This is a genomic window from Streptomyces sp. NBC_00285 (genome assembly GCF_036174265.1).
Classification (GTDB): domain Bacteria; phylum Actinomycetota; class Actinomycetes; order Streptomycetales; family Streptomycetaceae; genus Streptomyces.
On the sequence record NZ_CP108055.1, the window covers coordinates 9,316,296 to 9,341,611 of the forward strand.

General features: G+C 71.3%; 25 protein-coding genes. 16 read left to right on the top strand and 9 right to left on the bottom strand.

The window, feature by feature from the left end; genetic code table 11:
* Window positions 1–10: 10 nt before the first annotated feature.
* Genes OHT57_RS42690 through OHT57_RS42710 form a run of 5 tightly spaced genes read left to right on the top strand, consistent with a single transcriptional unit; the run spans window position 11 to window position 4,921 of the window.
* A complete protein-coding gene (locus tag OHT57_RS42690) occupies window positions 11–922 on the top strand; it encodes an SDR family oxidoreductase (RefSeq protein ID WP_328752330.1) in 912 nt (303 codons plus the stop codon).
* Between the two features lies 1 nt (window position 923).
* On the top strand, window positions 924–1,400 hold the full coding sequence (locus OHT57_RS42695) for a Zn-ribbon domain-containing OB-fold protein (protein WP_328752331.1): 477 nt from the start codon (window positions 924–926) through the stop codon (window positions 1,398–1,400).
* The gene (locus OHT57_RS42700) at window positions 1,397–2,545 is read left to right on the top strand and encodes a thiolase family protein (RefSeq protein ID WP_328752332.1); all 1,149 of its coding nucleotides are present in this window, start codon (window positions 1,397–1,399) and stop codon (window positions 2,543–2,545) included. Before OHT57_RS42695 ends, OHT57_RS42700 begins: the two co-directional genes overlap by 4 nt.
* 19 nt (window positions 2,546–2,564) lie before the next feature.
* Window positions 2,565–3,809, top strand: a complete 1,245-nt coding sequence (locus tag OHT57_RS42705; protein WP_328752333.1) for an acyl-CoA dehydrogenase family protein — start codon at window positions 2,565–2,567, stop codon at window positions 3,807–3,809.
* The gene (locus OHT57_RS42710) at window positions 3,806–4,921 is read left to right on the top strand and encodes an acyl-CoA dehydrogenase family protein (RefSeq protein ID WP_328752334.1); all 1,116 of its coding nucleotides are present in this window, start codon (window positions 3,806–3,808) and stop codon (window positions 4,919–4,921) included. The genes OHT57_RS42705 and OHT57_RS42710 overlap by 4 nt, the downstream gene beginning before the upstream one ends.
* Window positions 4,922–4,990: 69 nt before the next feature.
* On the opposite strand, the gene OHT57_RS42715 is transcribed toward OHT57_RS42710, so the two are convergent.
* Genes OHT57_RS42715 through OHT57_RS42740 form a run of 6 tightly spaced genes read right to left on the bottom strand, consistent with a single transcriptional unit; the run spans window position 4,991 to window position 10,379 of the window.
* Window positions 4,991–6,148, bottom strand: coding sequence for an acyl-CoA dehydrogenase family protein (locus OHT57_RS42715; protein ID WP_328752335.1), 1,158 nt, complete (start codon window positions 6,146–6,148; stop codon window positions 4,991–4,993).
* Window positions 6,149–6,166: 18 nt separating this feature from the next.
* The gene (locus OHT57_RS42720) at window positions 6,167–6,721 is read right to left on the bottom strand and encodes a DoxX family protein (RefSeq protein ID WP_328752336.1); all 555 of its coding nucleotides are present in this window, start codon (window positions 6,719–6,721) and stop codon (window positions 6,167–6,169) included.
* On the bottom strand, window positions 6,718–7,629 hold the full coding sequence (locus OHT57_RS42725) for an SDR family NAD(P)-dependent oxidoreductase (protein WP_328752337.1): 912 nt from the start codon (window positions 7,627–7,629) through the stop codon (window positions 6,718–6,720). The genes OHT57_RS42720 and OHT57_RS42725 overlap by 4 nt, the downstream gene beginning before the upstream one ends.
* 26 nt (window positions 7,630–7,655) lie before the next feature.
* A complete protein-coding gene (locus tag OHT57_RS42730; protein WP_328752338.1) occupies window positions 7,656–8,810 on the bottom strand; it encodes a CaiB/BaiF CoA transferase family protein in 1,155 nt (384 codons plus the stop codon).
* 32 nt (window positions 8,811–8,842) lie between these two features.
* Window positions 8,843–9,622 (bottom strand): enoyl-CoA hydratase/isomerase family protein, encoded by a 780-nt coding sequence (locus OHT57_RS42735; protein ID WP_328752339.1) that lies wholly within the window; start codon window positions 9,620–9,622, stop codon window positions 8,843–8,845.
* Between the two features lies 1 nt (window position 9,623).
* The gene (locus OHT57_RS42740; RefSeq protein WP_328752340.1) at window positions 9,624–10,379 is read right to left on the bottom strand and encodes an SDR family NAD(P)-dependent oxidoreductase; all 756 of its coding nucleotides are present in this window, start codon (window positions 10,377–10,379) and stop codon (window positions 9,624–9,626) included.
* Between the two features lie 101 nt (window positions 10,380–10,480).
* Between OHT57_RS42740 and OHT57_RS42745 the strand changes: the two genes are divergently transcribed.
* From OHT57_RS42745 to OHT57_RS42790, 10 genes are all read left to right on the top strand, one after another.
* Complete coding sequence (locus OHT57_RS42745; RefSeq protein ID WP_328752341.1) at window positions 10,481–11,623, top strand: acyl-CoA dehydrogenase family protein; 1,143 nt, start codon at window positions 10,481–10,483, stop codon at window positions 11,621–11,623.
* Between the two features lie 93 nt (window positions 11,624–11,716).
* On the top strand, window positions 11,717–13,207 hold the full coding sequence (locus OHT57_RS42750) for an aldehyde dehydrogenase family protein (RefSeq protein ID WP_328752342.1): 1,491 nt from the start codon (window positions 11,717–11,719) through the stop codon (window positions 13,205–13,207).
* 51 nt (window positions 13,208–13,258) lie between these two features.
* The gene (locus tag OHT57_RS42755; RefSeq protein WP_328752343.1) at window positions 13,259–14,848 is read left to right on the top strand and encodes an AMP-binding protein; all 1,590 of its coding nucleotides are present in this window, start codon (window positions 13,259–13,261) and stop codon (window positions 14,846–14,848) included.
* Window positions 14,845–16,005, top strand: coding sequence for a thiolase family protein (locus OHT57_RS42760; RefSeq protein WP_328752344.1), 1,161 nt, complete (start codon window positions 14,845–14,847; stop codon window positions 16,003–16,005). Before OHT57_RS42755 ends, OHT57_RS42760 begins: the two co-directional genes overlap by 4 nt.
* Window positions 16,002–16,397 (top strand): Zn-ribbon domain-containing OB-fold protein, encoded by a 396-nt coding sequence (locus OHT57_RS42765; protein ID WP_328752345.1) that lies wholly within the window; start codon window positions 16,002–16,004, stop codon window positions 16,395–16,397. The genes OHT57_RS42760 and OHT57_RS42765 overlap by 4 nt, the downstream gene beginning before the upstream one ends.
* A 150-nt stretch (window positions 16,398–16,547) precedes the next feature.
* On the top strand, window positions 16,548–19,079 hold the full coding sequence (locus tag OHT57_RS42770; RefSeq protein ID WP_328752346.1) for a sensor histidine kinase: 2,532 nt from the start codon (window positions 16,548–16,550) through the stop codon (window positions 19,077–19,079).
* A 2-nt stretch (window positions 19,080–19,081) separates the two neighbouring features.
* Window positions 19,082–19,516, top strand: a complete 435-nt coding sequence (locus OHT57_RS42775) for a roadblock/LC7 domain-containing protein (RefSeq protein ID WP_328752347.1) — start codon at window positions 19,082–19,084, stop codon at window positions 19,514–19,516.
* 17 nt (window positions 19,517–19,533) lie between these two features.
* Window positions 19,534–19,902 carry a DUF742 domain-containing protein gene (locus OHT57_RS42780; RefSeq protein WP_328753489.1) on the top strand — a complete coding sequence of 123 codons (369 nt, stop codon included), beginning with the start codon at window positions 19,534–19,536 and terminating at the stop codon, window positions 19,900–19,902.
* Window positions 19,883–20,476: a GTP-binding protein gene (locus OHT57_RS42785; RefSeq protein WP_328752348.1), complete on the top strand. Its 594-nt coding sequence runs from the start codon at window positions 19,883–19,885 to the stop codon at window positions 20,474–20,476. Before OHT57_RS42780 ends, OHT57_RS42785 begins: the two co-directional genes overlap by 20 nt.
* Window positions 20,477–20,561: 85 nt before the next feature.
* Window positions 20,562–21,344, top strand: coding sequence for a FadR/GntR family transcriptional regulator (locus OHT57_RS42790; protein WP_328752349.1), 783 nt, complete (start codon window positions 20,562–20,564; stop codon window positions 21,342–21,344).
* A gap of 4 nt (window positions 21,345–21,348) precedes the next feature.
* On the opposite strand, the gene OHT57_RS42795 is transcribed toward OHT57_RS42790, so the two are convergent.
* From OHT57_RS42795 to OHT57_RS42805, 3 genes are read right to left on the bottom strand one after another with little or no spacing between them, the layout of a single operon-like run.
* Window positions 21,349–22,371, bottom strand: coding sequence for an LLM class F420-dependent oxidoreductase (locus tag OHT57_RS42795; protein WP_328752350.1), 1,023 nt, complete (start codon window positions 22,369–22,371; stop codon window positions 21,349–21,351).
* A complete protein-coding gene (locus tag OHT57_RS42800) occupies window positions 22,368–23,504 on the bottom strand; it encodes an acyl-CoA dehydrogenase family protein (RefSeq protein WP_328752351.1) in 1,137 nt (378 codons plus the stop codon). Before OHT57_RS42800 ends, OHT57_RS42795 begins: the two co-directional genes overlap by 4 nt.
* Window positions 23,505–23,562: 58 nt before the next feature.
* Window positions 23,563–24,330, bottom strand: a complete 768-nt coding sequence (locus OHT57_RS42805) for an enoyl-CoA hydratase/isomerase family protein (RefSeq protein WP_328752352.1) — start codon at window positions 24,328–24,330, stop codon at window positions 23,563–23,565.
* 95 nt (window positions 24,331–24,425) lie between these two features.
* On the opposite strand from OHT57_RS42805, the gene OHT57_RS42810 reads away from it, so the two are divergent.
* Complete coding sequence (locus OHT57_RS42810) at window positions 24,426–25,292, top strand: crotonase/enoyl-CoA hydratase family protein (protein ID WP_328752353.1); 867 nt, start codon at window positions 24,426–24,428, stop codon at window positions 25,290–25,292.
* The last annotated feature ends 24 nt before the right edge of the window (window positions 25,293–25,316 follow it).

A 25,316-nucleotide genomic window follows, 5' to 3' on the forward strand; every position in this document is an offset into this window, starting at 1 on the left:
GGAGTCGAGGATGTCCGAAGGAGTGGTCGACGGCCGTGTCGTGGTCGTCACCGGTGCAGGCAACGGCATCGGCAGGGCGCACGCCCTGGCGTTCGCCGCGCACGGGGCCAAGGTCGTGGTCAACGACCTGGGCGGCGCCCGTGACGGCGGGGGCGGCTCGACCGGGCCCGCCCAGGCCGTGGTGGACGAGATCGTCGCGGCCGGCGGCGAGGCCGTGGCCAACACGGACGACATTTCCACCTGGGACGGCGCGGGCCGGCTCGTCCGGCAGGCCGTGGACACCTACGGCGGCCTCGACGTGCTGGTCAACAACGCCGGCATCCTGCGCGACCGGATGATCGTGTCGATGACCGAGCAGGACTGGGACAGCGTGCTCGGCGTCCACCTCAAGGGCAGCTTCGCCACCCTGCACCACGCGGCCGCGTACTGGCGCGAGTGCGCCAAAGCCGGCCACGCCCGCGACGCCCGGGTGATCAACACGACCTCCCCGTCCGGCATCTTCGGCAACCCGGGACAGTCCAACTACGGTTCCGCCAAGGCCGGCATCGCGAGCCTCACCGTCATCGCGGCGGCCGAACTCGCCCGCTACGGCGTGACGGTGAACGCGATCGCGCCCACCGCGCTCACCCGGCTGACCGAGGACATCGAGATGATGCGGCGGGCCGCGGAGAGCCAGGACCTCACCCCGGAGGCCATCTCCCCCCTCGTGGTGTGGCTGGGTTCGGCGGCGTCCCGCGAGGTCACCGGCCGGGTCTTCGGCGTGGTCGGGAACCGGATCACCGTGCTGGAGGGCTGGGTCAACGGCCCCGGCGCGAGTGCCGAGACCCGGTGGACTCCGGAGGAGCTGACCTCCGTCGTCCCCAACCTGGTGGCCAAGGCGGCCCCGAACGCCGACGCCCTCGGCAACCGGAACGGGGCCTGAGATGACGACGACAGACGCGACAAGGGCCCAACAGCCGGTCGCCGACGGCCTGTTCACCTGGCCGCCCACCGCGGACCGGCCCACCCGGCTCATCGGCTCCGAGTGCGCGGACTGCGGCCTGGTGAGCTTCCCGGCCGCCCCCGACTGCGTCCGGTGCGCGAGCGCCGAGTCCAGGCAACGGCTGCTCGCGGACCGCGGGACGCTGTGGACGTACACGACCCAGGACTTCCGCCCGCCGTCCCCGCCCTACGACGGCCCCGAGACCTTCGAGCCCTACGCGGTCGGCTACATCGAACTCCCCGGCGAGCTGCTCGTCGAGGCCCGCCTCACCGAGCCCGACCCGCGCAGGCTGCGCATCGGCCAGGCCATGCGGCTGACGCTCGTGCCCTACACCGTGCGGGACGACGGCACCGAAGTCGTCACGTTCGCGTTCACCCCGGACGACGAGACCGTCGGTTCTCAGGAGGCGACAACATGACCGAGGCCGTCATCATCGGCGTGGGACTCCACCCCTTCGGGCGGTTCCCCGGGAAGCCGGCACTGGACATGGGCGCGGACGCGGTACGGCTCGCACTCGCCGACGCGGGCGTGAAGTGGCCGCAGATCCAGGGCGGTTACATCGGCAGCTACGAGGTCGCCAACCCGGACGCGATCGTGGGCCGGCTCGGCCTGACGGGCATCCCGCTGCGCGGGGTCTTCAACGGCTGCGCCACGGCCGGTACGGCGATCGCGCTCGCCGCCCGCGCCATCGAGACCGGCGAACACGACCTCACCATCGCGATCGGCCTGGACAAGCACCCGCGCGGAGCCTTCGCCGCCGACCCGTCCGTGGCGGGCATCCCGTCCTGGTATGGGCAGACCGGGCTGTTCCTCACCACCCACTTCTTCGGCATGAAGATCAACCGCTATATGCACGAACACGGCATCTCCCACGAGACGCTGGCCCGCGTGGCCTCGAAGAACTTCGGCAACGCGGCCATGAACGAGAAGGCCTGGCGCCGAACTCCCCTGACCCCGGAGGAGGTTCTGGCCTCGCCGGTCCTCAACTACCCCTTGCGGCAGTACATGTACTGCGGCCCGGACGAGGGCGCCGCCGCGATCGTGCTGTGCCGCGCCGACCAGGCCCACAAGTACACCCCCACGCCGGTACGCGTCCGCTCCACCGCCCTGCGCAGCCGCAAGCTCGGCGCCTTCGAGGTGCAGAGCCCCTCGTTCCCCGTCGGGGAGGTCGTCGAGAGCCCGACCGTGGACGCCTCCAGGGCCGCCTACGAGCTGGCCGGCATCGGGCCCGAGGACGTCGACGTCGCTCAGCTCCAAGACACCGACGCCGGATCCGAGATCATCCACATGGCCGAGAACGGCCTCTGCAAGGACGGCGAACAGGAACGTCTCATCGCCGAGGGTGCCACCGAGATCGGCGGCCGGCTCCCGGTCAACACCGACGGTGGACTGCTCGGCAACGGCGAACCGATCGGCGCCTCCGGGCTGCGCCAGATCCACGAGATCGTCCTGCAACTGCGCGGGACGGCCGGGGCCCGGCAGATCCCCGGCACGCCCCGCGTCGGCTACACCCACCTGTACGGCGCGCCCGGCGCGTCGGCGGTGACGATCCTCTCCACCTGAAAGCACAGGGGACCCCGCGATGGACCAGGAAATGCAGGACTTCGCCGCCGAAGCGCGCCGCTTCCTCGACGCACACGCGACGAAGGCCCCCGACCGTGCCGCCGTCACCTGGGGCGTGGGCGACGACTCGATGGCCTACTTCAGCAGCCTCCCGCCCGAGGAGGAGGCCGAGGAGGTACGCCGTGCGCGTGCATGGCAGCGGACCCGCCACGAGAACGGCTTCGGCTGGATCACCGGCCCGCCCGAGTACGGCGGCCGGGGCCTGACCCCCGTCCACGACCTGCTCTACGACGCCGTCGAGTCCGAGTACGCCGTCCCCGACACCGGAGTGCTCGGCGTGGTCGGCCTCGGCATGATCGGACCGACGATCCTCGCCCACGCCCAGCCCCACATCAAGGAATGCTGGCTGCCCGCGATGTACCGCGGGGATGCCATCGCCTGCCAGCTGTTCAGCGAGCCCGGCGCCGGATCCGACCTGGCGAGCGTGGCGACCAGGGCCGTCCGCGAGGGCGCGGAGTGGGTGCTCGACGGGCAGAAGGTGTGGACGTCGGTCGCCCAGCACAGCGAGATCGGCATCGCGCTGACCCGCACCGACCCCGACGCGCCCAAGCACCGCGGGATCACCGCCTTCCTGGTCCCCATGGACGCCCCCGGCGTCGAGGTCCGGCCACTGCGGCAGATGACCGGCGGCGCCGACTTCAACGAGGTCTTCCTCACCGACGTCCGCATCCCCGACGACCACCGCCTCGGCGAGGTCGACGGCGGCTGGACGGTCGCCCTGACCACCCTGATGAACGAGCGCAACACCGTCGGCAGCGAGGGAGCGGGACCGGTGGCAGCCGCCCTGTCCCCGGAACACCTCTCGGCGCTCATGCGGGCCACCTGGACCTGGGACGACCGGGCCCTGCGCGGCCGGCTCGCCGAACTCCTGGTGGACGCCATGGCCACCGGCTACCTCAACGACCGCGCCCAGCGCACCCTGCGGGCCGGAATCGCACCGGGCCCCGAGAGGTCCGTGTCCAAGCTGATGTACGGCCAGAACCTCACTCGGGCCGCGCACTTCGTGTCCGACTGCCTCGGCCCGCGGATCATCGCCGACACCGGGCAGTGGGGCACCTACGCCTGGTCCGAACTCCTCCTGGCCACACCGGCGTTGCGCATCCTCGGCGGCACCGAGGAGATCATGAAGAACATCCTCGCGGAACGCGTCCTGGGCCTGCCCAAGGAACCGGTGACCACCGCGGCCAAGGAGGTGCGGTCGTGACCGCCGAAGTCAGCGAGCTGCGGGAACTGCGCGCGTCCGTGCGGGAGTTCCTGGAGGCCAAGTCGCCCGAGGAGGCCGTGCGCAAGCTCATGGAGAGCGAGCCGCGCTTCGACCTCGACGTGTGGGCGCAGGCCGCCGACCAACTGAGGCTGCCGGGTCTGGCGATCCCGGAGGAGTACGGAGGCGACGGCTTCGGCCCGGTCGAACTCGGCGTCGTCATGGAGGAGATGGGCCGCGCCCTGCTGTGCTCGCCCTTCTTCGCGACGGTCGTGCTCGCGGCCCAGGCCCTGCTGGCCTCCGGGGACAGCGACGCATGCGCCCGCCATCTGCCCGGCATCGCGTCCGGGCGCACCACGGCCACCCTCGCCGTCGCCGAGGACAGCGGCTCCTGGGACCCCGCCCTGATCTCCGCGCGCGCCGTGCCGGACGGGGACGGCGGCTGGAGGCTGAACGGCCGCAAGTGCTTCGTCATCGACGGAACGACGGCCGACCTGATTCTCGTCGTCGCGCGAACCGTCGCCGGTCCTTCGTTCTTCGCGGTGGACCGGACGGCCCCGGGCGTGACGGCCGTGGCGATGGAGACCCTGGACGCCACCAGGGCGATGGCCCGGCTGACGTTCGACTCGGTGGCCGCGACGCCCGTGGGCGCGGAGGGGTCGGGCGGCCGCATCATGGCCAGGGTCCTGGACATGGCCTCGGTCGGGCTGGCCGCCGAACAGGCGGGCGGGGCCCGCAGGTGCCTGGAGATGAGCGCCGAGTACGCCCGCACCCGGCACCAGTTCGGCCGGCCCATCGGCTCCTTCCAGGCCGTCAAGCACAAGTGCGCCGACATGCTCGTCCAGGTGGAACTCGCGGAGGCGTCCGCCAGGGAGGCGGCACGGCTGGCCGACGAGGGGGCCGCTGACTTCCCGGTCGCCGCGGCCGTGGCCCACGCGTGCTGCTCACGGGCGTACATGTTCGCGGCGATGGAGAACATCCAGGTCCATGGCGGCATCGGCTTCACCTGGGAACACCCGGCCCACCTGTACTTCCGGCGCGCCAAGTCCTCGCAGCTACTGTTCGGGGGACCGGCCGTCTATCACGAGCGGCTGCTGGACCGGCTCGGCATCTGACGGTCGGCCGCGACGACGAGAAGGCCCCGGGTTCGCCCGGGGCCTTCCTCCGTGCGGTGTGCGTGTCCGTCAGCCGCGTGCCGCCTCGCCCAGCAGTGCCTTCGCGATGATGACCTGCTGGACCTGGCTGGTGCCCTCGTAGATGCGGAACAGCCGGGCGTCGCGGTAGAAGCGTTCGACGGCGACCCCACGCATGTAGCCCGCCCCGCCGTGGACCTGCACCGCGCGGTCCGCGACCCGCCAGACCATCTCGCTGGCGAAGTACTTCGTACAGGACGGGCCGATCTTGGTGTCGGTCCCGGCGTCGAAGGCGCGTGCGGCCTCCAGGACCGTGGCGCGGCCGGCGTAGTAGTCGGTCTGCGAGTCGGCGATGAGGCCCTGCACGAGCTGGAAGGAGCCGATGAGCTTCCCGGACTGCTTGCGGGTGCTCGCGTACGCCACCGACTCGTCGACCAGGCGCTCGGCCATGCCGACCATCAGCGCGGAGATGTGGACACGTCCGTGCGCGATGCAGCCCATCGCCGTGGAGAACCCCCGGTTGAGCCCGGCCTCGCCGCCGACCAGTGCGGTGGCCGGTACGCGTACGTCGTCGAAGTACACGTCCGCCGTCCAGGCGCCGAACTGGCCCATCTTGTGGTCCTTGGGGGCCACGGTCAGGCCAGGGGTGCCCGCCGGGACCAGGAAGGTGGAGATGCCCCGGGTGCGGGGGGCGTCGGGGTCGGTGCGGGCGAAGACCATGAAGACATCGGCGAGCGGAGCGTTGGTGATGTACCGCTTGGCACCGTTGATCACCCACGTGTCGCCGTCGAGCCGGGCACGTGTGGTGAGGGTCGACGGGTCGGACCCGGCGTCGGGCTCGGTGAGCGCGAAGGACGCCAGGACGTCGCCCGAGGCGATCCTCGGCAGCCACTGCGCCTTCTGCTCCTCGGTGCCGCCGACCATCAGGACATGCCCGGCGATGCCGTTGTTCGTCCCGAACATGGAACGCAACGACGGGGTGGTGTACCCCAGCTCGAACATCAACTGGGCCTCTTCGTACATCGACAGACCCAGACCGCCGTACTCCTCCGGCAGCGCGAAGCCGAACAGGCCCATCTTCTTCGCCGCCTCGCGGATGTCCGCGGGCATCTCGTCCTTCTCGTCGATCTCCGCTTCGAGCGGCACGACGCGTTCCCGGACGAAACGCCGGACCTCGGACAGCACCGCGCTGAAGTCAGCCGCGTCCATGTCGACTCCCTGTCGCCTTCATTGACCTGTCTCAGTTTCTGTCCCTGCCTCGCCCGACTGCTTCGGCGAGGGCCGGTAGCACACGGCCAGCAGTGCCGCCGCGCTCGCCGTGCCGAGTCCCGCGGCCAGCAACGCGGGCCGCACGCCCGTGTGTTGGCGTCGCAGCAGTCCGTCGAGCGAGTAGCGGCCGTGGCCCAGTGCGGCCAGGGCGACGGCCGCTCCGCCCACGACACCGGCGTACTCCCAGCCGCCCTTGAAGACGAAGAACCCCTTGCCCCGGTGGTCGGTCCGGGCGGCCACGGCCATGAGACCGACGGCCGCCGCTGCCGGGAGAGGGCCCGCCGCCCCCAGGGCGATCCCCGCGCCGGCCGCCATCTCGGTCCCGGCCGCCATACGGGCGTGCACCTCGGCGGGCCTCAGGCCGAGAGCCTCGAACCAGCCCGTGGTCCCTTTGAGTCCGCCCGGCCCGGCGACCTTGTTCCAGCCGTGGGCGAAGAGCATCGGGCCGAGCGTCGCCCGCAGGACCAGGGCGGCGGCGTCGTGCCCCCGCCCCTCATGTCCGCGCCCCGTCACTGGCCCGCTCCGGTGGCCCGGCCCGCGGGAGCCGCTCCGTACAACTGCGGTACCGCGTCGACGAGTTCGTCGTAGGTGAGTGCCTTACCGGACTCGCTGGGGTGGACCGCGGCGACCGTCCAGCCCTGGAGCCGGTTCAGCCGGTTGCCCTCGATGCGCAGGACCTGACCGGTGAGCCAGGCCGCGCTGTCGGAGGCCAGGTAGACGACGACACCGGAGGCGTTGGCGGGATCGCGCGGGTCGAAGTCCCCGGTGGCCCGGAGGGACTCGCCGACGGACAGTCCGTCCGTCATCCGGGTGGCCGCGATCGGTGAGACGGCGTTCGCGGTGACGCCGTACTTGCGCATCTCCAGCGCGGTGAGGACGGTGAGCCCGGCGATCCCGGCTTTCGCGGCACCGTAGTTGGACTGGCCCTGGTTGCCGAACAGCCCTGTCCCGGACGTGGTGTTGATGACGCGGCCGCTGACCCGCTCACCCCGCTTCGACGCCTCCCGCCAGTACGCGCACGCGTGCCGGGTGAGCGCGAAGGTGCCCTTGAGATGCACCGCGATCACGGCGTCGAACTCGGCCTCGGTCATCGAGAACAGCATGCGGTCGCGCACGATGCCGGCGTTGTTGACGATGACGTCCAGCCTGCCGAACTCGGCGACCGTGTCCGCGACCATGGTCTCGGTCGCCGTCCAGTCCGTCACGGACGCATGGTTGGCGACCGCCCGGCCGCCGAGCTTGGTGATCTCCGCGACCACGTCGTCGGCGGGGGAGTCCCCGGTCCGCTCGCCGTGCACGCCCGCACCGAGGTCGTTCACGACCACGGTCGCGCCGGCCTCGGCCAGGGCCAGGCAGTGTGCCCGGCCGAGCCCCCTGCCGCCGCCGGTCACGATGGCGACCTTGTCGTCGAGGATGCCCACGCCGTACCTCCAAGCAGATGTGTCGGTCAGTTGAGTTCGCGGAGCACGTCGTCGGTGTGTTCGCCGAGCGTCGGCGCGCCGGAGCGTGGCTTGTCGTCCACGCCCCAGAAGCTCACCGGCGTGGCCACCGTCCGCAGCGGCGGCCCCTCGCCCATACCGGGCTGCTCGACGAACGCCCCGACGGCGATCGCCTGTGGATCGGCGGACACCTCCGCCAGGGTCTGCACGGGCGCCCACCACACGCCCTCGGCATCGAACCGGACCGCCCACTCGGCCAGCGGCAGCCGTCCGAACTCCTCGTCGAACACGGCGATCAGCTCGCGTACGTGGCCACGCCGGGCCCTGCCGGTCGCGAACCGCTCGTCCGTCGCCAGTTCCGGGCGGCCCAGCGCCTTGATCACACCCGGCCAGTGCCGGTTGCCCTCCAGACCGACCAGCCAGAACCAGCGGTCGTCGGCGGCCCGGTAGGAGTTGTAGAGGGGGGACTCGTGCTCGCTGCGGTGCCGGGTACGGCCGCGCTTGCCGAAGAAGTTCTGCAGGGCGAGGTCGTTGCCGTTGGCGTAGGTGCCGGACCGCAGCAGCGACACGTCCACCACGCCGCCCTCGCCCGTGCGTTCGCGGCGCAGCAACGCGGCCAGTACGCCCGCCACCAGGTTGGAGGCGGCGGTGCGGTCACCGAGTCCCGGGCGGATTCCGGGTGGTGGCTCACCGGCCGGGTTGAGCATGCCGGCGATGCCGGGCCGGGCCCAGAAGGCCGAGACGTCGTACCCGGCCCGGTCGCGTTCCTCCCCTGTCCAGCCGTAGCCCGTCAACGTGCCGACGACCAGGCGGGGATGGCGGACGCGCAGGTCGTCGGGGGCCAGCCCCAGCCGCTCCAGCGCGCCGGGGCGGAGGTTGGTGACGAAGACGTCGGCGCGTTCCAGCAGCCGTTCCAGTACGTCCTTGCCGTCCGGCGAGCGCAGGTCGAGGACGATTCCGCGCTTGCCGCGGTTGTCCGTCTCGAACGGCGGCTCGCTGTCCACCTCCTGGCCGACGTGCTTGAGCGTGTACCGGTTCGGGTCGCCGGCCGGCGCCTCCACCTTGATCACGTCCGCACCCCAGTCGGCCAGCATGGTGGCCGCGGCGGGAGCCGCCACCCACATGCCCAGCTCCACGACGGAAACGCCTTCCAAAGGCCGCACGGCCCACCTCCACATCTGTCAGGGACGGTTCGCTACACGCCGCGGAACTCGCCGGGGCGGCGGTCCCGGAAGGCCTTGAGACCCTCGGCCCGGTCCTCGGTGGAGAACAGCACCGTGACGGTCTCCCGCTCGTAGGCGATAGCCGTCGTGAGGTCCATGCCGAGTCCGTGGTCGATCAGCCGCTTGCCCGCCGCGAGCGCGAGCGGTGCCCCGGCGGCCAGGCCTGCGGCCAGCTTCTCGGCGGCGGCGAGCGCCCCGCCGGGCTCGGCCAGTTCGTTGACCAGGCCGAGCTGCCAGGCGCGTTCCGCGTCGATCGGCTCGCCGGTGAGGATCATCTGCTTGGCGATCGCCGGTGGCAGCAGGCGCGGGAGCCGCTGGGTACCGCCCGCGCCCGGCAGGACGCCCAGCTTCATCTCGGGCAGGCCGAGCCGCGTGCCGCGCTCCGCGACCCGCAGGTCACAGGCGAGCGCCAGCTCCAGACCGCCTCCGAAGGCGAACCCGTGGACGGCGGCGACCGAGGGCTTCGGGAAGTCCTCCAGGAGCGCGTACGCGTCCGTCAGGCGCCCCACGAACGCCCGGAACTGTCCGGGTGCCGTGCACGACTCGATCTCCCCGATGTCGGCGCCGGCCGAGAAGGCCCGGCCCGCCCCCGCCAGCACCACGGCACGTACGTCGTCGTTGTCGCGGATGTCGTTCAGGGCCTGCGTGAGCCGGTTCACGGTCTCGGTCCCGACGGCATTGAGCCGTTCGGGCCGGTCGAGGGTCAACACGGCTATCTGGTCGCGGAGTTCGACACGCAACACGTCACTCACCTCACACCATCGTCAGGCCGCCGCTGACCGAGAGCGTCTGCCCGGTCACGTAGGCGGCGCTGTCGGAGGCGAGGAAGGCCACCATGTCGGCGATCTCGGTGGGCCGGGCGACGCGGCGCAGCGGGATGGCCCGCACGGTCGCGTCGTACATCTTCTGGCTGTACTCGGCGACCTGCCCGAGCAACGCGGTGTCGGTCGGGCCGGGGCAGACGCTGTTCACGGTGATCCCGTACCGGGCGACCTCACGGGCGAGGGCCTTGCCGAAGGCGATGACGCCGCCCTTCGTCGCGGAGTACACGACCTCGCCGGACGAGCCGACCCGGCCCGCGTCCGAGGCGATGTGGACGATCCGGCCGCCGCCGCGCTCGATCATCGGGTCGAGCACCGCCCGCGTCATCGTGATCGTCCCCCGCAGGTTGACGGCGATGATCCGGTCCCAGGTCTCCTCGTCGCTGTCGACGAACCGGCCGATGACGTCGACGGCCGCGTTGTTGACCAGCACGTCCACCGGACCGAGTTCGGCGCCCACCCGCTCGACGGTCGCGCGTACGGCCGCCCCGTCACGGATGTCCGCGCCGACCGCCAGCACCCGCGCCCCGTGCCGCTCGGCGAGTCCGGCCGCGACCTTCCCGGCGGCCTCCGCGTCCACGTCACAGACGGCGACCGAGGCTCCGGCGGCGGCCAGGGCGTCGGCGATCGCCTCGCCGATGCCCCGTCCCGCTCCGGTGACCAGTGCCACCTTGTCCCGTACGCTCACGCGTCCTCCCTCGCCCAGGTCCAGAAACAGCGCTATCGTATAACTACTTCAGCTGAATAAGCGAGATGCAGACCGTGTGGGATGCAGGAGTGGAGCCGAGGATGCGCCGTACGATCTTCACCGAGGAGCACGACCTGTTCCGTGAGACCGCCCGTGCCTACTACCTGCGGGAATGCGTCCCGCACACCGAGGAGTGGGAGCGCGAGGGGCAGGTCAGCCGTGCCGCGTGGGCGGCCGCGGGCAAGGCCGGACTCATCGGCTGGCAGTTCCCCGAGGAGTACGGCGGTCAGGGGATCCGGGACTTCCGCTACAACGCGATCATGGCCGAGGAGATGGCGGCCACGGGCGCGGTGGGCATCGGCCTCGGTCTGCAGAACGACGTCATCCCGCCCTATCTGATGAACCTCACCACCCCGCAGCAGAAGGCCCGTTGGCTGCCGGGCGTGATCAGCGGCGAGACGATCTGCGCGCTCGCGCTGTCCGAGCCGTCCGCCGGATCCGATCTCAAGGGCATCCGCACCACCGCCCGCAGGGACGGTGACGAGTGGGTGATCGACGGCTCCAAGACCTTCATCACCAACGGCATCCTGGCCGACCTGGTCATCGTCGCCTGCAAGACCGACCCCGACGCCGGGCACAAGGGCATCAGTCTGATCGTCGTCGAACGCGGTGCCGAGGGCTTCGAGCGCGGCCGCAAGCTCGACAAGGTCGGCATGAAGGCCCAGGACACCGCCGAACTCTTCTTCCGCGAGGTCCGGGTCCCCGCCGACAACCTCCTCGGCCAGGAGGGGCGCGGTTTCTACCACATGATGGGCAACCTCCCGACCGAGCGGCTCGCCATCGCGGTCGCCGCGCTCGCCTCCGCCGAGCGGGCCTTCGAGTGCGCGCTGGAGTACGCCAAGGACCGCACCGCCTTCGGCCGCGCCATCGGCGGGTTCCAGGCCAACAGGTTCGCCCTCGCCGACATCAAGGCCAAGCTGGGCGTCGCCCGGGTCTATCTGGACGGCTGCATCATGGCCCTGTTCGAGGGCGAGCTGACGCCCGAGGAGGCCGCCGCCGCCAAGTACTGGACCACGGAGACCGGCTGGGCGGTCATCGACCGCTGCATGCAGCTCTTCGGCGGCTACGGCTACGTCAACGAGTACGAGATCGCCCGGATCTGGCGGGACAGCCGGGTGCAGCGGGTGTTCGGCGGCACCTCGGAGATCATGCAGGAGATCGTCGGACGGTCGCTGGGTCTGTGAAGGACGACGATCCTTCGCCATTGATTGGTTCGGCTAAATAGGTTATCTATTTAAGCTGTACGGATGTGAGGGTACCGGGCTCCAGGAGGCACCGTGGTCACGGTCGACGTGAAGCTGCACCAGGATCGGGCCGAGCGGGACCTGCCGCGCCCCCGGCTCGTCATCGGGGGCAAGGATCTCCACGACCCGAGCGGCGGGCTGTACGAGCACGTCAACCCCGCGACCGGCCTCGTCCAGGCTTTGATCCCGCTCGCCGGGCCCACCGAGGTGGACCAGGCCGTGGCCGCCGCCCGCCAGGCCTTCGAGGTGTGGGGCACCATGCGGCCCGCCGAGCGCCGCCGCCTGCTCACCCGCTTCGCCGGACTGCTGCGCGACCACATCCCCGACTTCGCGGCGATCTGTCCCCTGGAGAACGGTGTCTGCATCGGCGGCTGGGCCGACAACGTCGGACCCCACGTCGCCGAGTGGACCGAGTACTACGCCGGCTGGGCGGACAAGATCGAGGGCATGGTCGGCGCGGCCTACAGCCCGCACGAGAACGTCGAGTACACACTCGCCGAGCCGTACGGCGTCATCGGCCACATCATCACCTGGAACTCGCCCGCCCTGTCCCTGGCGATGAAGGTCCCGCCCTCCCTCGCGGCAGGCAACACCGTGGTCATCAAACCGGCCGAGTCCACCCCGTTCTCCGCGCTGCTCTTCGCCGACCTGGCCCGGGAGGCGGGCATACCCGACGGGGTGATCAATGTCGTCACCGGGCTCGGGGACGCGGGCGAGGCGCTGGTCTCGCACCCCGGTGTCGACAAGATCTCCTTCACGGGCGGTCCGGCCACCGCGCGCCGCATCATGGCGAGTGCCGCCCAGAGCCTCAAGCCCGTCCTGTTCGAGCTGGGCGGCAAGTCCGCCAACCTCCTCTTCGCCGACACCGACCTCGACACCGTGGTGCCGTACTGCGCGGCCTTCGCCATGAGCAACACCGGCCAGGGCTGCGCACTGCCCACCCGGCTGCTGGTCGAGCGCCCGGTCTACGACGAGGTCGTCGCGCGCGTCGCCGCCGTGGTCGCCCACCTGCCCGTGGGCGACCCCCTCGACCCGACGACCTATGTGGGGCCTCTGATCAGCGAAGCCGCCCGCGACCGGGTCCAGACCATGATCGACAAGGCCGTGCAGGACGGGGCGGGCCGCCTCGTGCACGGCGGTGAACGCATCGGCTCCGACGGCTGGTTCGTCACCCCGACCGTCTTCGCCGACGTCGACAACCGCAGCGACCTCGCCCAGCAGGAGATCTTCGGCCCGGTCCTCGCCCTCACCCCCTTCGATACGGAGGACGAGGCCGTCGCCCTCGCCAACGACACCGAGTACGGACTGTCCGCGTACATCCAGTCCCGCGACATCGGCCGCGTCAACCGTCTGGTGCCGCGACTGAAGGCCGGGACGGTCTACGTCAACCCCGGCCCCAACCCGATCACTTCGCCGGCCACGCCCTTCGGGGGCGTCGGCATCAGTGGCTTCGGACGGGAAGGCGGCCGGGCCGGACTGGAGGAGTTCATCCACGTCAAGGGCGTCGGCGTCGGCCGGGCCTGACGGAGCCTCACATCTTCGAGCGTTCTTCAAGAAGCCTCTGGAGCCCACAGCATGCACTCCGCCCGCCGCCTGACGTTCGGCGACCTCATCCGCGAGCACCGCAGGTCCTACCCCGACGGTGTCGCCCTCGTCGACGGTGACATCCGGCTGACCTGGCCGCAGCTCGACGAACGCACCAACCGACTCGCCGACGCCCTCACGGAAGCGGGCGTCGGCTCCGGCGACCGCATCCTGTGGCTGGGCCAGAACTCCTTCCGTATCTGGGAGCTGCTCGGCGCCGCCGCGAAGATCGGCGCCATGGTCTGCCCCGGCTACTGGCGCTGGGCGGCCCCCGAAATGGCGTTCGCCGTCGAGGACTTCGACCCCCGGGTCGTGGTCTGGCAGGACGAGGAGATCGGCGACACCGTACGCAAGGCACGAGCCGAACTGGGCACCGACCACCGGGCGTTGTGGCTGCGGCACGACACGCAGAGCGCGACGGAAGACGGCTCCTACGAGTCGTTCCTCGCCGCCGGCTCCCCCGAGGGCCCGGCCGCCGGCAACGAGGTGGATCCTGACTCCGCGCTGCTGGTCATCTACACGGCGGCGATCTCCGGACGGCAGTCCGGCTCGATGCTCTCGCACCGCAACCTCCTCGCCATGGGCGCGAGCGCCGCCTGGATGGGGGACATCGGCACCGAGACCGCCTTCCTCGGCGCCGGACCCATGTTCCACATCGGCAACTACCAGTTCTGGGGCGTCCCGGCCTTCGTCCACGGCGGCAAGAACGTCATCGTCCGTCGCGTCGTCGCCGAGGAACTGCTCCCGCTGCTGGCGGCGGAACAGTGCACCCACGCGTATCTGATGCCGCCGACCATCGCCCAGCTCGTCGCACTGAACCGCGAGGCCGGACACGACCTCTCCCATCTGCGGGCGAGTGTCGCCGCACCGCTGTGGCAGGGCACCGTGCCCACCGACACCAGCCGCTTCACCCGCAACGGCGGCGGCGAGGGCCGCGGCTACGGGCAGACCGAGGTGACCGGCTTCGCCGTGACCGGTGCCTACGGCGGCTCGGGCACCGGCAACGCGGGACGCCCCGGCCCCTTCACCGCCGTACGCGTCCTGGACGGCACCGGTGAGGAGTGTGCGGTCGGGGTGGCCGGCGAGATCTGCGTCCGCGGCGACCTCGTGCACCTCGGCTACTGGAACCGGCCGCAGATCAACGAGGAACGCTTCCGCTTCGGCTGGTGGCACACCACCGACCTCGGACGACGTGAGGCGGACGGCACGATCAGCTTCCTCGGGACGACCACCCGCATGCTCAAGTCGGCGGCCGAGAACATCTTCCCCGCCGAGGTCGAGAACTGCATCGAGGCGCACCCCGGGGTCAGGGAGGCCGCCGTGATCGGTGTGCCCAACGAGCGCTGGGCACAGGACGTCAAGGCGGTCGTCGTACTGACCCCGGGCGCCGAGCCGGTCACCGCGGCGGACGTCATCGAGCACTGCCGGGCGCGGATCGCCTCGTACAAGAAACCGAAGACGGTGGAGTTCGTCGAGGCGCTGCCGCGCACCAAGGACTACGCGAAGGACTACGAGGCGCTCGACGAGCGCTTCGGCGGGGGCGGCTACCCCGGCGGCGACACGCTCGGCGCCGGACGATGAACCCGGCGGACGGCCGTCTGCCGGTCATCGTGGGCGTGTACGCCACCGAGCAGGCCCTGTCCCTCCCGGACCGGGACGCCATGGACCTGGCTCTCGACGCCGTACGCGGGGCGCTCGACGACGCCGGACTGACCCCGGCCGACGTCGACGGCGCCCAGGTCGACTGGCCCGGCCCGGGCGGCGTGCCCGGCGAGGGCAGCTCCTGGGCGCGGATGCTGGGCCGGGACCTGCGCTGGACCAGCGACTCGATGCTCGACAACGCGGGCTCGCGGGGCCTGCTGAAGGCGGCGGCAGCCGTCCGGGCCGGGTTCGCGGACACCGTGGTGGTCGGCGGCTGCAAGCTGGTCGCGCGCGGGGCGGGCCCGGTCGGGGCCGGGACGCCGCTGGAGTTCGCCGATGTGTGGGGCAGTTATGTCGTGGCCCAGTTCGCACTGGTGGCCGCACGGCACATGCACGAGTACGGAACGACCTCCCGCCAGCTCGCGGAGGTCGCCGCCACCATCCGCAACAACGGCAGCACCAACCCGGAGGCGATGATGTACGGCCGCGGCCCGTACACCGCCGACGACGTCCTCGCCTCCCGCATGGTGGCCACCCCCTTCCATCTGCTGGACTGCTGCATCGTCGGCGAGGGCGGCGCCGCACTCGTCGTGACCACCGCCGAACGCGCCCGCGACCTGCCGCACCCGCCCGTCGCCGTGCTCGGCGGCGGCATGGAGTACCACCAGGCCGCCTACGCCAACCCGGCGCTGCACCGGGAGGTCGGACAGCTCGGCCGGGACGCCGCCACCCGCGCCTACGCGATGGCCGGGGTCGGCCCGCACGACGTGGACGTCTTCTCCCTCTACGACCCCAACTCATTCGAGATCATCCGACAGTTGGAGATCCTCGGACTGTGCGGGGAGGGGGAGGGCGGCCCTCTCGCCGCGAGCGGAGCCATCGCCGTCGGCGGAAAGCATCCCGTCAACCCGGACGGCGGCTGCCTTTCGTACGCCTGGAACGGGACACAGCAGATGACCCTCAAAGTCGTGGAAGCCGTACGGCAGTTGCGCGGCACCGCGGTGCACCAGGTCGAGCGCGCGGAGCTGGCGGTGGTCGGGAACGCCGGCTCGGGAGCCCAGCACTACGAGATGAGCGTCCTCGGGAGGATGCGATGAGCAGGCCCGTCCCCGTCCCCACCGACCTGTCCCGGCCGTTCTGGGACGCGGCCCGGCGCGGCGAGCTGGTCGTCCCGCAGTGCTCCGCCTGCGGTCTGCGCTTCTTCGTTCCCGAGCCCGCCTGCCCCGGATGCATGGCGCGGGACTGGCGGTACGCGCCCAGCGCGGGCCGGGGGACCGTCTACTCGGTGACCGTCGTGCACCGCGCGCCCGGCCCCGGCTTCGACACCCCGTTCGCGCTGGCCGTGATCGACCTCGACGACGGGGGCACCCTCCTGTCGCACGTCGATGCCGGAGACCCGGACGACGTGGTCATCGGGATGCGCGTACGCGTGGACTTCCGCGCCCTCACCGACGACATCGCGCTGCCGTACTTCGTACCGGAGAGGTGAACGGCCCCTCGGGCCGCTCCACAACCTCACCATAATTTAAACACCGATTACTCTAAGTGTATTGAGTTAGCGGTTTCCAGCGATAGCATCTCCCGCAGCGCGGGCCCCGATGGGGCGGCCCGCCCCTGTGAGCATCGCTGAGGTCCTGAAGTGGCAGTGCATGCGCGAGCGTCGAACAGAGCGGGCCGACGGGAACCCCGAGCCGGACGGCAGCCGGCGCTGCGCACGGTCCTGCTCGTCCTGGCCCTGGTGCCCATCGTGACCCTGGTGGCGCTGTGGGCGGTCGACTCCGCGCAGCTCTACTCCGACTGGAGGCGCCAGCAGGACCGCAACGACGTGTCCACGCAGGCCGCCCGGCCGGTACTGGGCGCCTTCTTCAGCCTGCAGGAGGAACGCCGGCTCAGCGAGGCGGCCCTGGCCGACCCCGCCGCGTACCAGAAGCAGTTGAGCGCACAGCGGACCCGCACCGACGCCGCCGTCAAGGCCGTGGAGGCGCTGCCCGACAGGGGTTGGAACGCGCCGGCCGACATCCGCGCCGACGTCGTCGACCTGGGCAGGGCCCTGCACAACCTGGCGGACTACCGCGCGGGCGTCGACGGGCGGACCGCCTCGCCGCAGCGGACGTTCGACAACTACACGGGTCTGATCTCCCGCCACCTGAAGGTGTTCAACACACTCAGCACCGTCGGCCTGCCCGGCATCGACCACCTGGTGCGCCCGGTCATCGACGAGGAGTGGGGCGCGGAGATGATCTCGCGCGAGGACGCGCTGCTCACCCACGCCTCGGCGAGCGGCAAGCTCTCCGGTGACGAGCGGGCGCAGCTCGCCGCCTTGATCGGCGCCCAGCAGTTCATCTACGACGACAAGGTCGTGCCGCTGCTGTCCGACGACGAGGCGCGGCAGTTCCGCACGCTCATGGCGGGCAGCGCGTGGAAGAAGAAGACCGCCGTCGAACAGGCCGCGCTTGCGGGCTCCGCCGGCGGCGACACGGAACGCTTCTCCAAGGGGCCCGCGCGGAACTGGCGCGACAGCGTCCAGCAGGTCACCACACAACTCCAGGTACGCAACGCCGCCTACGCGAAGACCCTGACGGCCGCCACCGACAAGCAGTTGCGGGCGATGGAGACCCGGCTGATCGTCACCAGCGCCACCAACGCCGTCGGCGTGCTCGTGGTCGCCCTGATCACCGTCCTGTTCACCCGCATGCTGCGCCGGAGGATCTCCGCACTGCGCACCGCGGCACTGGACCTGCAGACCCGGCTGCCGGACGTGGTGGCCCGCCTGCGCCGGGGCGAGGTCGTCGATCCGGACGCCGAACTCCCGGCGATCCAGCACGGCGGCGACGAACTCGGACAGCTGGGCCGGGCCCTCAACCTCGCCCGCCACACCGCCCTCGACACCACGGTGGCCCAGGTGGGCCAGCTCCACGGTTTCGAAAAACTCCTGCAGCGCATCGCCCGCCGCACCCAGCTGCTCATCGGCCTGCAGATGAAGAAGCTGAGCGAACTGGAGCGCAAGCACGAGGACCCCGAGATCCTGGAGGACCTCTTCGACCTCGACCACCTCACCGCGAGGCTGCGCCGCTATGAGGAGAACCTGGTCATCCTCGGTGGCGGTCAGCCCCAACGGCGCTGGCGCAAGCCGGTGTTGGTGCTGGATGTGCTGCGCTCCGCGCAGAGCGAGGTGCAGGACTACCGGCGGATCCAGATCGAGGTGCAGGGCCGCGTCTGGCTGTCCGAGCGTGCCGTCGGCCTCGTCATCCACGTCCTGGCCGAGCTGATGGAGAACGCGGTCGGCTTCTCCCGGCCGCCGACTCCCGTGGAGGTGTACGCCGCCCAGGTGGGGCGCGGTCTCGCCGTGGAGATCGAGGACCGCGGCGTGGGCATGGACGCCGGGCAGTACGAGGCGGTCAACCGGCTGATGGCCGACCCGCCCCGCATGGACGTGATGTCGCGGGCCGACGACGTCAGGCTCGGGCTGTACGTCGTCGCCCGCCTCGCGCAGGGCCTGGGCATCCAGGTGGAGTTGCGGCCCTCGGCGTTCGGCGGGACGCGGGTGGTCGTCCTCATCCCGGACGAACTGGTCGTCATCGAGGACTCCGGACAGCCCGTCGAGGAGACCGTGGGTTCCTGGCCGCCCGCGCCCGACCTGGTGGCGTCGGCCGTCGAGGTGGCACCGGGCGCGGCTCACGGTCCGGCCCCGCACGCCCGGCGCCCTGCCACCGGTGGTGCACCGCCCGGTGCGGCCGCCCTGCGGGAGAGGCTGCAGAACGGCCCGCCGCGTCCCGTACCGCAGCAGTCCGGCCCGCCGGGCACGGGTGCGGACCAGGTCCGCGCACCGCGCCGGCCTCTGCCGTCCCAGCCTTTCGGCCCACCGCCGGTCCACCTGGCACCGGCCGCCCTCGGCGCACCGTCCCGGCCCGCCGCCCCGGATGTCGTGCAACCGCTGCCCAAACGCGTGCGTCAGGCCAGCCTGGCCGACGAACTGCGCGACCCCGACGCGGCCGTACGGGCCGCCTCGGACGAGCGGGAGGCCGGCCCCCGGCCCACGCCGGCCCGTTCCGGCGCCACCGTCGGTGCCTTCCAACGGCAGTCCCGGATGGCCCGGCGTACGACCCCCACGGCAGACCACGGCCCCGCCGGCGCCCTGCCGACCCGCAGAAGTTTCCCGACGGAAGACTGACCATGACGCTGCGAACGACCGCCACTCATCAGGATCTCGACTGGCTGCTGGACGGCCTGGTCGAACAGGTCCCCGGCACCCGGCACGCCATCGTGCTGTCCGACGACGGTCTGGTGGTGAGCCAGTCCGGCACCATCGCCCGGGGCGACGCCGAGCGTCTCGCCGCCGTGGCCACCGGCCAGCAGAGTCTGGCCCGCGGGGTGGGGACGCTCTTCGACGGGGGGCCGGTCCACCAGGTGATCGTCGAGCTGGCCGACCTGTGGCTGTTCATCTCCGCCGCCGGCCGTGGCACACACCTGGCGGTCGTGGCCTCCCAGGAGGTGGACGCCGAACTGATGGCCGTGGCCATGCACACGCTCATGCAGCAGGTCGGCCGGCGTCTCGGCGCGGAGACACGCGTCGTGATGCCCGCCGTCGAGGGCGGTGTACGTGAGTGAGCCACTGGACGGACCGCATGGAGCCGGACGACGCGGATGCCCAGTCGGTGCGGCCCTACACGATCACCCAGGGCCGCACCGCCCCGGGCCGCGACGACCTCACCTTGATCACCCTGGTCACGACCGTCGAGCCGGACGTTCCGGGCCGGTCCTCACGCGGTCTGCAACCCGAGCACCGCGCCATCCTGCGGCAGTGCCGTGCACCGGCGGCGGTCGCCGAGATCGCCGCAGGACTGGACCTGCCGATCTCGGTGGCGAAGATACTGATCGACGACCTGGTAGCCCTGGGCAGGGCGACCACCCGTCCGCCGCTCGCAGTCGCGGCAGGAAGCACCGTGGACATGAACCTACTTCGGGCGGTGAGGGATGGCCTTCGTAGACTCTGACCTCACCCCACGCGCCGTCGGCGCGGCTCCCGCGGCCGTCAAGATCCTTGTGGCCGGTGGCTTCGGCGTCGGCAAGACGACCCTCGTCGGCGCGGTGAGCGAGGTGGCGCCCCTGCGCACCGAGGAGTACCTCACCGTCGCCAGTGTCGGCGTCGACGACGTCGAGGGCGTCGAACGCAAGTCCACCACCACCGTCGCCATGGACTTCGGCCGCATCATGGTCAGCCCCCGCCTGGTGGTCTATCTCTTCGGCACGCCCGGGCAGGAGCGCTTCTGGTTCATGTGGAACGACCTCGTGCACGGCGCGCTGGGTGCGGTCGTCCTCGCCGACACCCGCAGACTGGAGAGCAGCTTCGCGTCCATCGACTTCTTCGAGAGCCGGCGCATTCCCTTCGTGGTGGGAGTCAACTGCTTCCACGGGCGCCGGGACCGGGACGAGGGCGAGGTGCGTGAGGCGCTCGATCTCGACCCCGACGTCCCGCTGATGATGGGTGACATGCGCGAACGGTCGGTCGGCCGCGACCTGTTGCTGTCCCTGGCCGACCATCTCATCCGAACTAACTCGATTACCTAGTTCAAATAGTTATCTAGTTGTACAGTGGGATCACCCGGTTCGGGCCGCGCTGCGCGCCTGCCGGTCAAACGGAGGTGGTCCCGCGATGAGTGAGACCGGAAGACGGGGCGGAGGCGGGATCAACGGCGTCCAGGTGCGGGTTCCCAAGATGGCCGAGCTGGTGGCGGCACGGCTGCGCCGGATGATCGTGCGCGGCGAACTCGCCGAGGGGGACGCGCTGCCGTCCGAGACGGCCCTCATGGAGGAGTTCGCCGTCTCCCGGCCCACCCTGCGCGAGGCGTTCCGGGTGCTGGAGTCGGAGTCGCTGATCAATGTGCGCCGGGGCGCCCGTGGCGGGGCCCGGGTGCAGATCCCGGAGGGCACGGTGGCCGCCCGCTACGCGGGCGTGGTGCTGGAGTACCGGGGAACGACCCTCAAGGACGTGTACGACGCCCGTACGGTCATCGAGGCGCCGTGCGCCGGGCTGCTGGCCGAGCGGCGCACGGACGAGGACCTGGAGCGGCTGCGGGCCGCGGTCGCCGAGGCGGAGCGGCTCATGGACGACCCCTCGGCGTTCATCCGCGCCCATATGGAGTTCCACGCCCTCGTCGTCGAGCTGGCCGGCAACGAGACGCTCGGCGTGCTCAACGGCATGGTCCGCCACATCATCGACCAGGCGAACTGGTCCCATGTCGACCTCGACGCCGGCAGCCCCGAGAACATCCGGGCCAACCGCCGGGGCTTCCGCGCCCACGGCGCACTCGTGGACCTGGTCGCCGCGCGCCGGACCGAGGACGCCGAGGAACTGTGGCGCGTCCACCTCCAGGAGGCCGAGGACTATCTGTTGCGGAGCAGGTCCATGACGACGGTCCTGGACCTGCTCGGCTGACCGCTCAGCTCTCCCGCAGGTCCTGCACGATCGGCTCCCACACCTCGGCGTCGATCTCGTACGCGGTGTAGAAGGAGACGCGGTCGACGAGTGCCCCGTACCGGCGCCGGATCTCGTCCGCCACCCGGTCCGGTTCCGCCACCACCGCGAAGGTGTGCAGGACGTCGTCGTCGACGAGCCGGCCCATCGCCTCCCACTTGTCCTCGCGGGCCGACTTCGAGAGCGCGTTGAGCTCGTCGCCGAGTTCGCCCCAGCCGTGCAGTTCGAGGACGCCGCGATAGGCGGGCGTGCTGCCGTAGAAGGCGATCTGCCGGCGGGTGCCGTCCACCGCGCGGGCCATCTCCTCCTCGGTGCGGCCGGTCGCCGTCAGCAGCAGATGGGAGACGGAGAAGTCGCCGCGGGTACGGCCGCCGGCCGCGAGGCCGGCCTTGACGGTCGGCAGCGTGACCTCCCGCAGATAGCGCTCGGTGGTGAACCCGTGCGCGAGGAGCCCGTCCGCGACCTCGCCCGCCACTCGCGTCATCGCCTCCCCGACGGCCGCCACGAAGACCTTGGGCGCACCGCCGGTGGCGGGTGGCGGGGAGAAGAAGGGGGCCATGAGGGTGTGCGTGTAGAAGTCGCCGCGGAAGTCGAGCTTCTCGCCCTCGTTCCAGGCCGCCCAGATGGCGTGCAACGCGCTCACGTACTCCCGCATACGGGCCGCGGGGCGGCTCCACGGCATCGAGAACCGCCGCTCGATGTGCGGCTTGATCTGGCTGCCGAGGCCGAGGGAGAGGCGCCCACCGGAATACGTCTGCAAGTCATGTGCGGTGTACGCGAGTTGCATGGGGGAGCGGGCGAAGGCGACCGCGATGGCGGTACCGATCTCCAGACGGTCGGTGTGTTCGGCCGCGAGCAGGAGCGGCAGGAAGGGGTCGTGCTTGGACTCGGACGCCCACAGCCCGTCGTAACCGGCTTTCTCGTGGTGCCGCGCCTCCTCGACCACCTCGCCGGTGCTCCACACGTTGAGTTTGCCGTCGACCTTCATGCCGCTCCTTCGACCGTGTCCAGCCCGATGCGCCGTGCGAGCAGTTCCCGGTGGTACGCCGGGTCGCCGAACAGCAGTTGTGAGGTCTTGGCCCGCTTGAGATACAGATGGGCCGGGTGCTCCCAGGTGAAGCCGATACCGCCGTGGACCTGGATGTTCTCCGCCGTCGCCTGCAGACAGGCGTCGGAGCAGAAGGCCTTGGCCAGGCTCGCCACGGCGGGCAGGTCCGGGGTCTGGTCCTCGGCGGCGAGCAGGGCGTAGTGGGCGGCTGCACGCGCCGACTCCACCTCCAGGAGCACGTCGGCCAGCAGGTGCTTGACGGCCTGGAAGGAGCCGATCGCCCGCCCGAACTGGTGGCGCACCTTGGCGTACTCCACCGCCATGTCGAGCGCGCGGGAGGCCACGCCGACCTGTTCGGCGGCCAGCGCCACCGCGGCCCGGTCCAGGACCTCCGCGACCAGCTCCCAGCCGTCGCCGTGGGTCCGCAGACGGGTCGCGGGTACGCCGTTGTAGTCGAGGCGTGCCTGCCGACGCGTGGGATCCATGGTGGGCAGCGGCGCCCGGGTCAGACCGGGCGCGTCGCCGTCCACGAGGAAGACGCCGATGCCGTCCTCGGTACGGCCCACGGTGAGGACGACATCGGCGGCGGCGCCGTCGAGGACGAACGTCTTGTGTCCGGTGAGCACCCAACTCCCCTCGGACTCGCGGGCGGTGAGCCGCACTCCCGTCGCGTCCCAGCAGGCGGAGTCCTCGGTCAGGGCGAGCGTCCCCACGAGCTCGCCGGAGGCCAGCCCCGGCAGCAGGCGCTTACGGGCCTCCTCGTCGGCGCACCGCAGCAGCGTGGTCGTCGCGAGCACGGCCGAGGACAGGAAGGGCGCGCACAGCAGCGCACGGCCCATCTCCTCCATGACCACGCCCACTTCGACCGGCCCGCACCCGGCCCCGCCGTACTCCTCGGGTACGGCCAGCCCCTGAAGCCCCAGCTCCGATCCCATCCGGCGCCACAGCGCCCGGTCGAAGCCCTCCGGGGTCTCCATCAGGCGCCGCACCTCCGTCTCGGGTGAGGTGTCCGCGAGGAACGCCCGTACCGTGCGCCCGAGTTCCTCCTGCTCCTCGCTGAACGCGAAGTCCATCCGGGTACTCCTCTCAGGCTCGACTCGCCTGCTCGGCGCTCTGGTTCGGCGCTCGGGTTCAGCGTCGGCCGCGCGAGGCGATGATCCGCTCGACCGCGGCGATGTGGTCAGGTGCGTGCATGGTGTCCCGCTCGGCGAGCAGGGCCGGTTCCATCACGGTGTCGAGGGCCTGCTCCAGGTGCCGGTTGACCGCGCGCTTGGTCTCGCGCAGCGCCTGCGCGGGCAGGGCGGCCAGGCGTACGGCCAGGTCCATGGCCTCGTCCATGAGCTTGTCCCTGGGCACGGCCCGGTTGGCGATACCCAGCCGGACGGCGTCCTCGGCGCTCACTCGGTCGCCCAGGAACAGCAGTTCCTTCGCCCGGGTCAGTCCCACGAGCAGCGGCAGGACGTAGGCACCGCCGTCGCCTGCGACGAGGCCGACCTGGACGTGCGGGTCGGCGACGTAGGTGTCGTCGGCGATCAGTACGAGGTCGCTCAGCAGGGCGAGGCTGCAACCGAGGCCGACGGCCGGGCCGTTGACCGCCGCGATCACCGGGAGGGGGCAGCGAACCAGGCCGGTGACGATCCGCCGGGCCTCGTCGACGTTCTGCTCCCGGAAGGCGCTCTCGCGCTGGACCCGGGTCATGATGTCGAAGTTGCCGCCGGCGCTGAACGCCCGGCCGCGCCCGGTGAGCACGATCACCCGCGCCTCGGGGTCGGCTGCGAGCTCCTCCCACACTGACGCGAGGGCGGTGTGCAGTTCCTCGCTCATCGCGTTCAGCTGCTCGGGCCGGTTCAACTCGACCAGCCGGACCGGCCCGACGGCCGTCACCACCAGATCCGTCATCTCCACCGCCATCGTCCAGGATCAGTTATGAGAGTTGAATGCTATAACTAATTAAGCTTTCTGGGAACTGGCCCGCGGAGTGACGGAGGACGCGCATGGCGGAGCAGGAGTACGAGACCGTGCGGGCCGAGGTGGCGGACCGGATCCTCACCGTCACCCTGAACCGGCCCGAGCGGCTCAACGCCTTCAACCCGCAGATGATGCAGGACCTGCTCGACGTCCTGGACGCGGCCGACGCGGACGACGGGATACGGGTGACCGTGGTGACGGGCGCCGGACGCGGCTTCTGCGCGGGCGCGGACGTCAGCTCGGGCGGCTCCTCCTTCGACCACCGCAAGGCGGGCGCCTGGCACCGGGACACCGGTGGCCGGGTCGCGCTGCGGATCTTCTCCAGCACCAAACCGGTCATCGCGGCGATCAACGGCCCGGCTGCCGGTGTCGGGGCCAGCATGACCCTGCCCATGGACATCCGCCTGGCGTCGACCTCGGCGAAGTTCGGCTTCGTCTTCGCGCGCCGCGGCATCGTGCCGGAGTCGGCGGCGAGCTGGTTCCTGCCGCGGGCGGTCGGAATGCAGCGGGCCATGGAGTGGGTGGCCACGGGCCGCGTCTTCGGTCCCGAGGAGGCGCTGGCCGCCGGGCTGGTCCGCTCCGTCCACCCTCCCGAGGAGCTGCTGCCGGCGGCGTACGCACTCGCCCGGGAGATCGCCGAGAACACCTCCGCGATCTCGGTGGCCCTGTCCCGCCAGATGATGTGGCGGATGCTCGGCGAACCCCACCCCATGGCGGCGCACCGGCTCGACTCGCGGATCATGAGCCAGATCGGCGGCGGCCCGGACCCCGTCGAGGGGGTCGAGTCCTTCCTCGCCAAGCGGCCGCCGGAGTTTCCCGCCCTGGTCAGCAAGGACATGCCGGCCCTCTACCCCTGGTGGCAGGAGGAGGACTTCCGTCCACTGGGGGAGTAGACACCTGCACCCACGAGGGCCCGG

What these genes read in the sequence shown, in the direction of transcription:
- OHT57_RS42690 (WP_328752330.1), top strand. Translation starts at nt 11, where the DNA reads ATGTCCGAAGGAGTGGTCGACGGCCGTGTCGTGGTCGTCACCGGTGCA.
- OHT57_RS42695 (WP_328752331.1), top strand. Translation starts at nt 924, where the DNA reads ATGACGACGACAGACGCGACAAGGGCCCAACAGCCGGTCGCCGACGGC.
- OHT57_RS42700 (WP_328752332.1), top strand. Translation starts at nt 1,397, where the DNA reads ATGACCGAGGCCGTCATCATCGGCGTGGGACTCCACCCCTTCGGGCGG.
- OHT57_RS42705 (WP_328752333.1), top strand. Translation starts at nt 2,565, where the DNA reads ATGGACCAGGAAATGCAGGACTTCGCCGCCGAAGCGCGCCGCTTCCTC.
- OHT57_RS42715 (WP_328752335.1), bottom strand. Translation starts at nt 6,148, where the DNA reads ATGGACGCGGCTGACTTCAGCGCGGTGCTGTCCGAGGTCCGGCGTTTC.
- OHT57_RS42745 (WP_328752341.1), top strand. Translation starts at nt 10,481, where the DNA reads ATGCGCCGTACGATCTTCACCGAGGAGCACGACCTGTTCCGTGAGACC.
- OHT57_RS42755 (WP_328752343.1), top strand. Translation starts at nt 13,259, where the DNA reads ATGCACTCCGCCCGCCGCCTGACGTTCGGCGACCTCATCCGCGAGCAC.
- OHT57_RS42760 (WP_328752344.1), top strand. Translation starts at nt 14,845, where the DNA reads ATGAACCCGGCGGACGGCCGTCTGCCGGTCATCGTGGGCGTGTACGCC.
- OHT57_RS42765 (WP_328752345.1), top strand. Translation starts at nt 16,002, where the DNA reads ATGAGCAGGCCCGTCCCCGTCCCCACCGACCTGTCCCGGCCGTTCTGG.
- OHT57_RS42775 (WP_328752347.1), top strand. Translation starts at nt 19,082, where the DNA reads ATGACGCTGCGAACGACCGCCACTCATCAGGATCTCGACTGGCTGCTG.
- OHT57_RS42780 (WP_328753489.1), top strand. Translation starts at nt 19,534, where the DNA reads ATGGAGCCGGACGACGCGGATGCCCAGTCGGTGCGGCCCTACACGATC.
- OHT57_RS42785 (WP_328752348.1), top strand. Translation starts at nt 19,883, where the DNA reads ATGGCCTTCGTAGACTCTGACCTCACCCCACGCGCCGTCGGCGCGGCT.
- OHT57_RS42790 (WP_328752349.1), top strand. Translation starts at nt 20,562, where the DNA reads ATGAGTGAGACCGGAAGACGGGGCGGAGGCGGGATCAACGGCGTCCAG.
- OHT57_RS42795 (WP_328752350.1), bottom strand. Translation starts at nt 22,371, where the DNA reads ATGAAGGTCGACGGCAAACTCAACGTGTGGAGCACCGGCGAGGTGGTC.
- OHT57_RS42800 (WP_328752351.1), bottom strand. Translation starts at nt 23,504, where the DNA reads ATGGACTTCGCGTTCAGCGAGGAGCAGGAGGAACTCGGGCGCACGGTA.
- OHT57_RS42805 (WP_328752352.1), bottom strand. Translation starts at nt 24,330, where the DNA reads ATGACGGATCTGGTGGTGACGGCCGTCGGGCCGGTCCGGCTGGTCGAG.
- OHT57_RS42810 (WP_328752353.1), top strand. Translation starts at nt 24,426, where the DNA reads ATGGCGGAGCAGGAGTACGAGACCGTGCGGGCCGAGGTGGCGGACCGG.